Genomic DNA, 12,079 nt, shown 5'->3' with positions numbered 1-12,079 from the left:
TATATATACCCATTTGACACATTAATAAAAAGATAAGACAATATATTTGGTGATAAAATGAAATACGTAAAAAATGTTACAAAAATTGGGAAATTAGACGAATTTACTCATGTAATTTTGGTTAGCAAATCTCCAAGAAGAAACGAATTATTGAAAAATATTTGTGAATTTGAAAGCACATCTACAGATATTGATGAGAGAAAAATAGAAAAACTAGCTTATGAAAAATACAAAGACCGTGAAACTATAGAAAAACTTGCACTTGTTTGCTGTGAAATATCCAAAGCAAAAATTCTTCCGTTAGAATTAAAAGAAGACACGCTCTACATTTCTTCTGACACAATCGTAATTAATGACGGTAAAATTTTGAACAAGCCAAAAGATTATGACGAAGCTTTGGATATGCTAACCTCCTATCTGGGAAAAGTTCACAAAGTTGTGACGTCTGTCTGCTTAAAATCAAAAAATTACGAAGAAATATTCTACACTTTCAGTAATGTAAAATTTTCAGATAAAACAGATAAAAATATCCAATTAATCAAAGAATACATCGACGAAGGCACAGTTTACGACAAAGCTGGTGCGTACGGAATACAGGATTTAAATCCAGTTCTTATAGAATACATCGAAGGTGATTTGAACACAATTATAGGCCTTCCTGTCAGTGAAATTAACAAAAGGATTTGCAAAAATTAAAGGAGACAAATATGCAAAATGTTTTAATTAGCGCTTGTTTATTGGGCGTTGATTGTAAATACAACGGATCTAACAACAAATTAGACGATAAAATTATTCATTCACTCAAAGAAAAATACAATTTAATTCCAGTATGTCCGGAAATTATGGGCGGAATGCCAACTCCAAGAAATCCTGTTGAGATTAGTGATGGGAAAGTTTTTGATTATGACGGAGAAGAATTCACAAAAGAATTTGAAAAAGGAAGCGAAGAAGTGGTAAAACTTGCCAAGTTATACGATGCTACAATCGCCATCTTAAAAGAAAATTCTCCATCATGTGGATCGAATTACATTTACGATGGAACTTTCAATCATCAAAAAATAAAAGGCATGGGGATTGCTGCTCACAAACTTTCAAAAGAAAATATAAAATTATTTAGCGAAGAAAATGTTAAAATATTACTGTAAAATATAAAAATATTACTATTTGTTTGATTTTTTTAATTTGATAACCATTTTTAGTTGACAAATTAAAAAACCGTAGTATAATGATAATAGATATCAATTTATATCAAACAAACCCCTTGTAAGATAAAATTGTACTTAAGAAATCGCGGCTACCCCTAAAGCCGTGATTTTTTTATTTGAAAAAGCTATGCAAAGTTTTTGCATAGCTTTTGTTTTATATTAGTCCAAGTGCAAATTGCATTGCAATTGAAACTATAGTGATTCCTATCCAGCAACAAAATCCAAGTAGGATTGGTTTGCCACCTGTTTTTATTAATTTTACAATATCTGTTTTAAATCCAATTGCAGCCATTGCCATTACAATGAAAAATTTAGACAATTCTTTTAATGGATTAAAAACTTTCGCATCTACTCCCATTTTCAAAGCAACTGTAGTTATAATACTTGCAAGAACGAAATACAAAATAAACATAGGAAATATTTTTTTGAGTTCAACTTTTTCTGATTTTTCTTGTTTTTTAGTTCTTAAATACGACAATACCAAAGTGATTGGAATAATCGCTAATGTTCTAGTCAATTTTACAGTAACAGCTTTGTCCAATGTTTGTGTTCCCAAATTGTACAATCCATCCCAAGTTGCGGCTGCTGCTGTTACTGATGATGTATCATTTACAGCAGTTCCTGCAAATATTCCGAACGCTTCTCCAGAATGAGTGGAAAATCCAATCACGCTTCCCAACAACGGGAAAATCAAAGCCGCAATTACATTGAAGAAAAATATTACAGAAATTGCCTGTGCAACATCTTCATCATCAGCTTCTATTACTGGAGCAGTTGCTGCAATTGCAGATCCACCGCAAATTGATGATCCAACTCCCACTAATATCGCAATGTTTTTCGCAATATTCATTTTCTTTGCAAGTACATAAGAAATAATTAAAGATGTGGAAATAGTTAGAATAATTATTGGCAATGATTGTTTTCCAGTTTCCATAACAACCGCCAGATTCATTCCAAATCCAAGTAAAATTACAGCATATTGCAATATTTTTTTCGATGCAAATTTCATTCCAACTTCAAATTGTGATTTGTCTTTAATAATATATCCCATAACAATCCCAACCAAAATCGCTAGGACTGCACCACCTATTACAGGAAACTTCTTACCTAAAAAGTGGCAAGGAATAGCTATTAAAAGGCAAAGCAATAATCCTTTATAATTTTTATTTAACCAATTCATAATTCCTCCAAATTTTAAATTACTTATATATTTTAACTCAAAAATTTTTCTTGTAAAGTATAAAAATAAAAAACACCACGATAAATTATTTACCGTGATGTTTGATTTATTCTTGAACTAACAAATAATCACTGTCGATATTTTTAACATACAACACTTCGTCAAATTTTTCCTTGATAAATGGATTAACGTCCTTAGCACAGTATATTGATCCATCGAATCTCAAAATGAAATCTTCAAGCAAAATATTTCCTGTATTTTCGTCCAAATTTTCAAACAAATTAACTACCATGTTAAATTCAGAATCTTGATTGATTATTCTCTTGTATCTGATCAAGTTCTTATCTCTATCACTATATTCAGAATATCTTTGTTTTGAAGTCAATTCTTCATCGAATATTTTTAACAATGGTGGAATTTTCTTATCCGCAAAAGAATTAAATAATGTAACATTGTTTCTAAAATCAGTATCGAAGATGTAACTTTCATCGTAAGTGACAAGCATATTCGAAGACAAATCAAACTCTTCTAACGGCTCGTTATTTACCAAAATCATTCCGCTTTGTGGAGACAATGTTTGAATAAATGATTTTGCTAGTAAGTTTACAACTTCTTCATTATCACAAATAATTAGGTATTTTTTGTCAGTATAAAATGTGTAGTTGATCTTAACTTTAACATTTGAAGAATACAATTTCACATCTCTGAACTCAATGTCTTTTATGTGTTCTACAATTTTATCTGATTTTTCTTGATTTCCAAAAATTTCTTCCATTTCGAAAACTTTTTGCTCAGATTGCACAATCATAGATCGTTCTTTTACGATTTTTTTAATCATATGATACAACAACATAATTAAACTTATAAGAATGATAACTTCACCGGTGCTGATTTGTGGCTGTTTAATAATATAAATCAAACTAATTATAAAATATACTCCGATGAATAATAATTTCAGATTGTATTTTGTGAGCTCTTGCTTGTCAAGTTCCGTCACTTTTTCTGATATGTCTTCTATTAATTTACTGTGAACAACTTCAAGCGCTTTGTTAGCCTTTGAGTTGATGACTTTCTTGGAATTTAACATATCATCTAGAAAATACACGTATCTTTTTCTTAAATTCGATGTATTTGTTTTCTTTTCTATTATTGATTTGTCGATTCTCACATTGATTAAACTGAAAATCAACACTCCCACAGTTATAATTGACACTGGAATAAATGAAACGCAGTATCCTGTTGTAACAAAAACTGAAATCAATAAAATTGCATCAGATATCAACTCCAAGGTCGGAATAATGTAGTATTCTTTTAAGTAAAGTGATGTCGATGTGATGTCATTCGAAAAAGTTTTTTCTTTTTGTTGTATTTCATAAAAGTTTTGTGAAATCACATTGTGAAACAAATCTTGCTTGAAACCTTCTACAAAAGAAAGTCCCATATTGTAAATCGTCCTGTCCTTGAGATAATTTATTCCAGTGAACAAAATCAATGAAACACTAATAACAATCAATGATAAGGTCTTGTTTTCAATTTCGAATAATCTTTTGGTAAATACTATCGCAACCGACATGAAACACGACAACAAAATCGTCAGTAAAATTTGCACCAGCAAATTTATTTTTTCTCTAAAAATATACTTGTTCATACTTTCCCTCTTATAATACAAAATAGAGCTTTCGCCCTATTTTGCATTACTCATTTTCTTTTTTCTCCAATGATTTAAATACATTGCCCGCATTGTAAGAACTTCTTACGAATGGGCCGCTCTCAACGTGTTTAATTCCTATTGATTCACCGTATTGTTTGAATTCGTCAAATTCTTCCGGAGTAACGTATCTGTCCAACTCAGCATGTTCCAATGTTGGCATCAAATATTGTCCAATTGTAACTATATCTACTTTTAATTCGTTTAACTTGTCTAGCATTTGATGAACTTCTTCGTTAGTTTCTCCAAGTCCAACCATAAATCCAGATTTAGTTACAAGGCCTTTTTCTTTGGCATATCTTAAAACTTCAAAAGAATTATCCAAGTTTCCTTGTGGTCTCATTTCTTTGAAGATAGAACGAACTGTTTCAACGTTGTGATTTAATACATCTGGTCTTTCATCAAAAACAATATCCAACAATTCATGCTTTGCGTGCATATCAGGAATCAAAACTTCAACTAATGTTCCTTCGTTGTGTTTTCTAATTTCCTTGATTACATTTTTGAATTGAGTTGCGCCTTCGTCTTTTAAATCGTCTCTGTCAACTGAAGTAATAACAGCGTATTTCAACCCTAATTGTTTCACAACTTTTGCAACATTTTCAGGTTCCTTTTCGTCAACTTCTCTTCCTCTTCCAGTAGTTACGTTGCAATATCTACAGTTTCTAGTACAAATATCTCCTAAAATCATAAATGTAGCTGTACGTGATTCGTAGCATTTCATTCTGTTAGGACAATTTGCTTCCTTGCAAACTGTGTTCAATTCAAATCCATCTACTAAACTTTCTACTTCGTGAAGGTTTTGGCTACCTTCGATTTTTATTCTCATCCATTTTGGTTTTCTAATCAAAAATATCACCTAAAAACACTTTCTCATCCATTCCAACAATGTATTCTCCAATATTAACATCATTTAAAACATTGTGGAAACCATCTATTGTCATTGCCTTTCCAACAAACATATCGCATAATTCTGAAATATCTTTGTTAGAAAAGAAATCTCCTTCTATTTTAAAACTATCAATCAAATTATCCTTGATGTTGTAGCTGTATTCCACAACTCCAAACTTATGCTTTCTTTGATAATTTGCAGTAGTTTCTCCTTTTGAATATATAAATTCTTCATTTTTGAATAAATCAATGTATCCATTGACCTCTTCTTGTTCAGAATCGTTTAATACATATTCTTCTAAGTTATTATCTTCAATGATACCGTTTTTGATTTTATTGAAAAACTCACCGTATTCCATATCAATCATATCATTAATAGTTGTGATTCTGGATTCTACGGATTTAATGGCTTTTCCTTCGAATTTTATCTTTTGTGGAGTAAGTGAATTCATCATTTTTTCCACTCCAATATCGAATAGAATTGTACCGTGGTGAACCACCATGCTGTTTTTCATGTATTGTGCATTGCCGCTTATTTTCTTACCATCAATCAAAATATCATTTCTACCGCTGAATTCTGGATTAAGTCCCATTTTTTTCATTTGATTGATTATCATATTAGCGAAATGTTTGAAGTCATTTGCGTAGTTTTGACTTTCAATAAAAGTGTATTGCATATTTTTTTCATCAGTATATATGCAACCACCGCCAGATAACCTACGAACTAGATTAATCCCATTTTCTTCAGTGTATTTCAAGTTAACTTCTCTGTAAATATTTTGATTCTTTCCAAGTAAGATTGAATCCTTATTTCTCCACAAAATAAACACTGGAATGTTATGCTTTGCGAAAAAATACTCAACTGCAAAATTGTAATACGGATCTACGCTGTCATTATTAAAATAATATTTCATTTTCCCCTCTAAATATCGTATAAATTTAAACCTGTTTCAGAATCTTTGAATCTATCAACTTTTTCGTCTATTTTATTAATTATGATTTCACAAGTTGCTGATATGATAGCCTCGTTCAAATGTCCGCCGTGAACATTCAAATTCTCATCTGCAAATGTAATGTGCATGTGCAAGTAAGGTTTGTCATTCATAGTAGATATATTTCCAAGAATGCTTGTGATTTCCATCTCTCCTGTAAAATTTTTCTTAGTGTATTCTTGTTTTTCGACACTATATAATCCCACAGTTATATTATCGCTGGCGCCAATTCCTGAAATAGAACCATTTTTTAGTTGAAGTTTGTCAACTAATTCGAATAATTTTTCTACAACGTCTTCGCCCTTTTCGATGCGGACTAAAACATTATCATAATATTCTCTATATTTCAAATCATTAACCTCCTGTAAAGTTCATACAATCTAATTATACATTTAATTTCTTTTTGTTTCAATTTTAAAAACTTGCGATTGATTTCATTTTTCCGAAAATAAAATTTTATACTATAATAGAAGTAAGAATTAAAAGGTGGATAATATGAAAACAAAACAAGATACAAAAACAATTGTAAAATTCAGAGCAAATGGAGATATGGGAAATTTTTACGGACTTCTTCACGGAGGAGAATTATTCAAAATGATGGACACAATCGCAGGTGTGTGCACGAGAAGATTTTGTTCCAATAAAACATTGACAAAAGCCGTAAATAATTTGACATTCAACGCTCCAACAAAATTGGGAGAAATTATAAAAATCACAGCGATTATAGATTACGTTGGCAAAACAAGCATGGAATGTTTCGTTCGTGCTAAAGTCGAGGGTACAGATATCATAAAAGCTTCGGGATATTTCACAATGGTAAGTGTGAATGAAGACGGCGAATCGGAAATTGTAAATGAAAAAATCGAATATGTAACAGATGAGGATAAAATGTATCGCGATTTGGCGATTGAACGAAGAAAAATTTACAAGGAAGTAAATTTGCTTCAACAAAATTATAAACTATGAAAAAAGAAATCAAACTTTCTGTCAGAGATTTGGTTGAATACACTGAACGAAGTGGCGACATAGACGATAGATTCAGAAATGTGTTCGACAGGGCAAAAGAAGGACAGAAAATCCACAAAATGATTCAAAAAGAATACGATATTGGATTTCTGCCGGAAGTTACTCTCAAAAACACTACCCTCTACAAATCGGTAAATTACATCGTGGAAGGTAGAGCTGACGGAATAGGAATTAAAAATGGCAAAACTTTAATAGATGAAATAAAATCGACTACGCGTGATTTGGAAGAATTGGAATACAATTCCAACAAATATCACTGGGCACAAGTAAAATGCTACGGGTATTTTTATGCTTTGGACAACGACTTGGAAGATATTGATTTACAGCTAACTTATTATCAAACTGATACCAAGAAAATAAAATTTATCAGGCAAAATTTTACTTTTGAAGAATTAAAAGAATTTTATTTTTCATTATTAGAAAAATATTCCGTGTTCACAGAATTAATCACACAGCACATAAAGAATCGTGACGAATCCATTCAGAACTTATCATTTCCCTATCCTGCATTTAGAGCTGGTCAGAAGTATTTGAGCCAAAACGTGTATTCTGCAACCAAACAGGGTGTAGATTTGATGGTGGAAGCTGCAACAGGAATCGGCAAGACTATCTCCACGCTTTTTCCTTCAATTAAAGCTATGGGAGAAGATTTGACGGACAAGATTTTTTATTTGACTGCAAAGTCTACTCTAAAAAAAGCTTGTAACGACCAATTGTATTTAATGAAACAAAAAGGTCTGATAATAAAATCAGTCGAGATAATCGCAAAGAACAAGGTCTGTATCAATAATGAAGTTAAATGCAATCCAAATGATTGTGAATTTGCAAAAGGTCACTACGACAGGGTCAACAAATGCATTCTCGATATGCTCGATAACGAAGATATTATCGTGGAAGAAATCATCAAAAAATACGCATTCAAATACAGAGTTTGTCCGTTGGAATTGGAGCTGGATTTGTCCAATTTCTGTGACATTGTGATTTGTGATTACAATTACGTTTTTGATCCGGTAGTATATCTAAAAAGATTTTTCGAAGTTCCTTATTTGAGAATGTCGCTTTTGGTTGATGAGGCTCATAATTTGGTGAGTCGAGGGCGTGATATGTATTCGTATTCGTTGAGTTTCAACCAACTTATGGACTGTTGTGATGAGCTTTTAGATGATAAAAAAGAACTCAAAATCAAACGAAATTTGAAGAAAATAGCCAAACAAATCAAAGATGAATCTTTTGGAAAACCAGTCAACACATACAAGGATTTGTCAGTAGATTTGATTGATTATTGTGTACGTTGCAAAGAATCCATGACGAAATTCTTGGTCGAAGACAAGGAAAAACCATACTACGACAAAGTATTGGATGTGTATTTTGAAATCAATAAGTTTTTGAAGATTTCTGATTTTTACGATGATTCTTTCGTTACTTTGATAAAATCGGAAAACGATGATGTTATTTACAACATCATGTGCTTGAACACTCACAATATTTTTAAAAATCTTTTGAAAAAATGCAAATCCAACGTATTTTTCTCAGCGACACTGTCTCCTATGACCTACTTCGCAGATGTGTTGGGTTTAGAAAAATTCTACAACATAAGATTGGAATCTCCTTTCCCAAAAGAGAATTTGAAAGTAAATCACATCAACATTTCAACTAGATTTAAAGACCGCGAAGATACGAAATATAAAATTGCAGAAATCCTTCGAAAAATCAACGAAAAGCCTGGAAATAAACTCATATTCTTTCCTTCTTATTCATACTTGGAATCAGTGTATGAGATTTGTGGTTTCGATATTTTAACACAAGAAAGAACGCTTACTGATATGGAAAGGTTGGAATTTTTGTCCCAATTTACAACAAGTTCAAACATAATGGCGTTTTGTGTTTTGGGTGGAGTGTTCAGCGAAGGCGTGGATTTGAGTGGCGACAGATTGAATACTGTAGGGATAATTTCAGTCGGACTTCCCGGAATTAGTGTAGAAAATGATTTGATTAAAAAATATTTTGACGAAAATGGAAAAAACGGATTCGATTACGCTTATGTGTATCCAGGAATGAACAAGGTGCATCAAGCTGGTGGAAGACTTATTAGAACAGACACCGATACTGGAGAATTATTTTTGATTGACGATAGGTTTGATTCATATCCTTACAAATCACTTCTTCCGAATAGCTGGAAATAATTTTTCTGAGAAAATTACAACACAATATGGTAAAATTAACTTAATCCCAATGGGAAATTTAAAAATGAAGGTGAAATTATGTCAGAACAAATAGAATTTAGATTTGATACACAATTATTAATAGCAGGAGAAAACTTATCAAGCGATACAATTAGTGAATATATCACAGAACATTTTAAAGGCGATTGCCTTTTGGTTGTAGGTGGCGATGATTTGATTAAAATTCATTTCCATACTAATGAACCTTGGCAAGTATTGGAATACGGACAATCAATCGGAGATATTCACGATATCGTCGTAGAAAATATGCAAAGACAAGCAGACGGTCTACAAGGATAATGAAAAAAATTTTAGAGGCAAAAGTAGAATACAATGTATTTCCCAACAAGGGAATTTGCAAAATAGACGATAATTTGTATTCTATAAAGAACACAATTCAAGGACAGACAATCTCTTTTCAACGAAAAAGAAAGAAAAAGGGATTTATTGAGGGAAAACTAGTTGAAAAACTAGAAAACTCCCCTCTTGAAACTATTGAAGGTTGCCCTGTAAATGAAAGATGCGGCGGTTGTATTTATCAAAAATTAAAGTATGATGTGGAGTGCGATTTGAAGAAAAAAACACTCACAGAATTATACAAAGATATTTACGATGAGGATATTACTTTTCATCCATCGCCTATTTTACAAGGCTACAGAAACAAAATGGAATACACTTTTGGAGATAGTGTCAAAGGTGGTCCGCTTGTTTTGGGACTTCACACTAAAAACAAATTCTACGAAATAACAGACACCGTAGATTGCAATATAATTGATGAAGGCTTCAACAAAATCAGACAAGCTGTTCAAGAATATTTTCGTGATAAAAATTACGAATTTTTCAAAAAAATAAAACATACTGGACTTTTGAGACACTTCATAATCAGAAAAAGTTTCAGTGATGATGAGTACATGATTAATTTGGTAACGACAAGTGATGAGTTTGATGTGAATGATTTCGTTGAATTTACAAAGCAAATCGACAACAGAATCGTGTCGATTTATCACACAATTAACGATAATATTTCTGATGCGGTAATTGTCGACAAATTAGAATTGTTGTACGGCAAAGAATATTTGACAGAAAAAATAAATGGCTTGGAATTTAGAATATCTCCATTTTCATTCTTTCAGCCAAATCCAGCACAAGCAGAACAAATTTATAACAGAGCATTGGAATTGGCTGGAGATTTGTCAGGAAAAAGCGTCTACGATTTGTATTGTGGAACTGGAACCATCGCACAAATTTTCGCTAAAAAATCCGAAAGCGTAATCGGAGTCGAAATAGTAGAAGAAGCAGTCGAAAAAGCACAAGAAAACGCAGAACTAAATGGATTGACTAACACAGAGTTCATCTGCGATGATTGCTTGAATTTTATGGAAAAAGTTGAGAAAAAAGACGTAGTAGTCCTCGACCCACCAAGAGATGGAATTCATCCAAAAGCAATCGATCGATTAATTGACATCAATCCGGATAAATTCATCTACATTTCTTGCAATCCGATAACACAAAGAATGGATTTGGATAAATTTATCGAAAAAGGGTATAAAATCAAGTCATTGGAGTTCTTCGATCAGTTCCCAAGAACTTACCACTGCGAAGCTGTTGTGTTGCTATCAAGAAAATAAGAATATAGGATATTTCTACTTTATTTAGAAATTTGGAGGAAATAATGATAAAGAAAATAGGAGTTGTGAGCTTATCAAGTGGTGTTTTGGGAGAAAGTTTCGTTGAGCATGAAATAAAAATAGGAATAGACAGATTAAATAAGCTAGGAGTCGAAATAGAGTTTTTACCTAATTCTTTGAAAGGCATTGATTTTTTAAAGAATCATCCGAAAGCTAGGGCAGATGATTTGCTGCTTGCTTTTGAAGATGACACTATTGATATGATTTTATGTGCTATTGGTGGAGAAGATACCTATAGATTAGCTCCTTATTTATTTGAAAGAGATAGATTAAAAAATATTGTTAAACAAAAACTTTTTTTAGGCTTTTCTGACTCAACAATGAATCACTTTATTTTAAATAAGTTCGGCATAAAAACATTTTATGGTCAGGCTTTCTTGCCCGATGTATGCGAACTATCTGCTAATATGTTAGCTTATACAGAAAAATACTTTTTGGAACTTATAAAAACAGGAAAAATAAATGAGATACATCCTAGTGAAGTTTGGTATGAGGCAAGGGAAGATTTTAGCGAGAAAGCTATTGGAATAGAAATGAAAAGCCATCCTAATACCGGTTTTGAGCTTTTAAGAGGAAATCCTATATTTAGTGGAAAAATTTTAGGCGGATGCATAGAAACAATATATGATATGTTCGATAATTCTAGATTTGAAGATACAGTAGAAATCTGTAGCAAATATAATTTATTTCCAACCCTTGAGGAATGGGAGAATAAGATTTTACTTATAGAATCAAGCGAAGAAAAAACAAAACCAGATTTATATAGGAAAATGATACTTGCTCTAAAAGACTACGGAATATTTGATAAATTATCAGGAATACTAGTAGGGAAACCTCAAAATGAAATCTATTATGAGGAGTATAAATCTATTTTATTAGAAGAAATTACTAATAAAGATTTACCTATTGTCTATAATATAAATATTGGACACTCAACTCCAAGATGTATAATTCCTTTTGGGGTAGAAGCAGATGTAAATGTAAGTAAACAAACTATATCCTTTAATTATTAAACAAAATTAAGCTAAGCCATGAGCTGTTTTTTCTACTTTAGAATGATTTAGTAAATTATAAGATGTTTATTGATCGGCATATTCCCACATACGAGGCTTTTGAAAAATAACCAATGTTATCCATACTGACCACTCAAGACACTGCGAAGCTGTT

12 protein-coding genes are annotated in these 12,079 nt (G+C 31.7%); 7 read left to right on the top strand and 5 right to left on the bottom strand.

The features are described 5' to 3' along the window. Positions 1-57: 57 nt before the first annotated feature. Positions 58-696 (top strand): Maf family protein, encoded by a 639-nt coding sequence (locus tag ACU68W_RS05045; protein ID WP_446756204.1) that lies wholly within the window; start codon positions 58-60, stop codon positions 694-696. Between the two features lie 11 nt (positions 697-707). Continuing rightward, positions 708-1,145, top strand: a complete 438-nt coding sequence (locus ACU68W_RS05040) for a DUF523 domain-containing protein (protein ID WP_094223178.1) — start codon at positions 708-710, stop codon at positions 1,143-1,145. 214 nt (positions 1,146-1,359) lie between these two features. Here the strand turns inward: ACU68W_RS05040 and ACU68W_RS05035 are convergent, their stop codons facing one another. From ACU68W_RS05035 to ACU68W_RS05015, 5 genes are all read right to left on the bottom strand, one after another. Further along, complete coding sequence (locus tag ACU68W_RS05035; protein ID WP_094202879.1) at positions 1,360-2,385, bottom strand: YeiH family protein; 1,026 nt, start codon at positions 2,383-2,385, stop codon at positions 1,360-1,362. A 106-nt stretch (positions 2,386-2,491) separates the two neighbouring features. Then, on the bottom strand, positions 2,492-4,033 hold the full coding sequence (locus ACU68W_RS05030) for an ABC transporter ATP-binding protein (protein ID WP_446756203.1): 1,542 nt from the start codon (positions 4,031-4,033) through the stop codon (positions 2,492-2,494). A 46-nt stretch (positions 4,034-4,079) separates the two neighbouring features. Next, on the bottom strand, positions 4,080-4,943 hold the full coding sequence (gene lipA / locus ACU68W_RS05025; protein WP_306478911.1) for a lipoyl synthase: 864 nt from the start codon (positions 4,941-4,943) through the stop codon (positions 4,080-4,082). Further along, on the bottom strand, positions 4,936-5,898 hold the full coding sequence (locus ACU68W_RS05020; protein ID WP_094202884.1) for a lipoate--protein ligase: 963 nt from the start codon (positions 5,896-5,898) through the stop codon (positions 4,936-4,938). The genes lipA and ACU68W_RS05020 overlap by 8 nt, the downstream gene beginning before the upstream one ends. An 8-nt stretch (positions 5,899-5,906) precedes the next feature. Further along, the gene (locus tag ACU68W_RS05015) at positions 5,907-6,326 is read right to left on the bottom strand and encodes a PPC domain-containing DNA-binding protein (RefSeq protein WP_094230233.1); all 420 of its coding nucleotides are present in this window, start codon (positions 6,324-6,326) and stop codon (positions 5,907-5,909) included. Between the two features lie 145 nt (positions 6,327-6,471). On the opposite strand from ACU68W_RS05015, the gene ACU68W_RS05010 reads away from it, so the two are divergent. From ACU68W_RS05010 to ACU68W_RS04990, 5 genes are all read left to right on the top strand, one after another. Next, positions 6,472-6,942 carry an acyl-CoA thioesterase gene (locus tag ACU68W_RS05010; protein WP_094202885.1) on the top strand — a complete coding sequence of 157 codons (471 nt, stop codon included), beginning with the start codon at positions 6,472-6,474 and terminating at the stop codon, positions 6,940-6,942. Further along, positions 6,939-9,185 (top strand): ATP-dependent DNA helicase, encoded by a 2,247-nt coding sequence (locus ACU68W_RS05005; protein ID WP_446756202.1) that lies wholly within the window; start codon positions 6,939-6,941, stop codon positions 9,183-9,185. The genes ACU68W_RS05010 and ACU68W_RS05005 overlap by 4 nt, the downstream gene beginning before the upstream one ends. Positions 9,186-9,263: 78 nt before the next feature. Continuing rightward, on the top strand, positions 9,264-9,524 hold the full coding sequence (locus ACU68W_RS05000; protein WP_002835237.1) for a hypothetical protein: 261 nt from the start codon (positions 9,264-9,266) through the stop codon (positions 9,522-9,524). Continuing rightward, positions 9,524-10,852 (top strand): 23S rRNA (uracil(1939)-C(5))-methyltransferase RlmD, encoded by a 1,329-nt coding sequence (rlmD, locus tag ACU68W_RS04995; RefSeq protein ID WP_446756201.1) that lies wholly within the window; start codon positions 9,524-9,526, stop codon positions 10,850-10,852. Before ACU68W_RS05000 ends, rlmD begins: the two co-directional genes overlap by 1 nt. 44 nt (positions 10,853-10,896) lie before the next feature. Beyond that, positions 10,897-11,925 (top strand): S66 family peptidase, encoded by a 1,029-nt coding sequence (locus ACU68W_RS04990; RefSeq protein WP_102164672.1) that lies wholly within the window; start codon positions 10,897-10,899, stop codon positions 11,923-11,925. The last annotated feature ends 154 nt before the right edge of the window (positions 11,926-12,079 follow it).

This window comes from Finegoldia sp. P2-F-LR, from assembly GCF_052932265.1.
The sequence above is the reverse complement of the archived record's forward strand: the minus strand, read 5'-3'. Positions and strand labels throughout refer to the sequence as shown.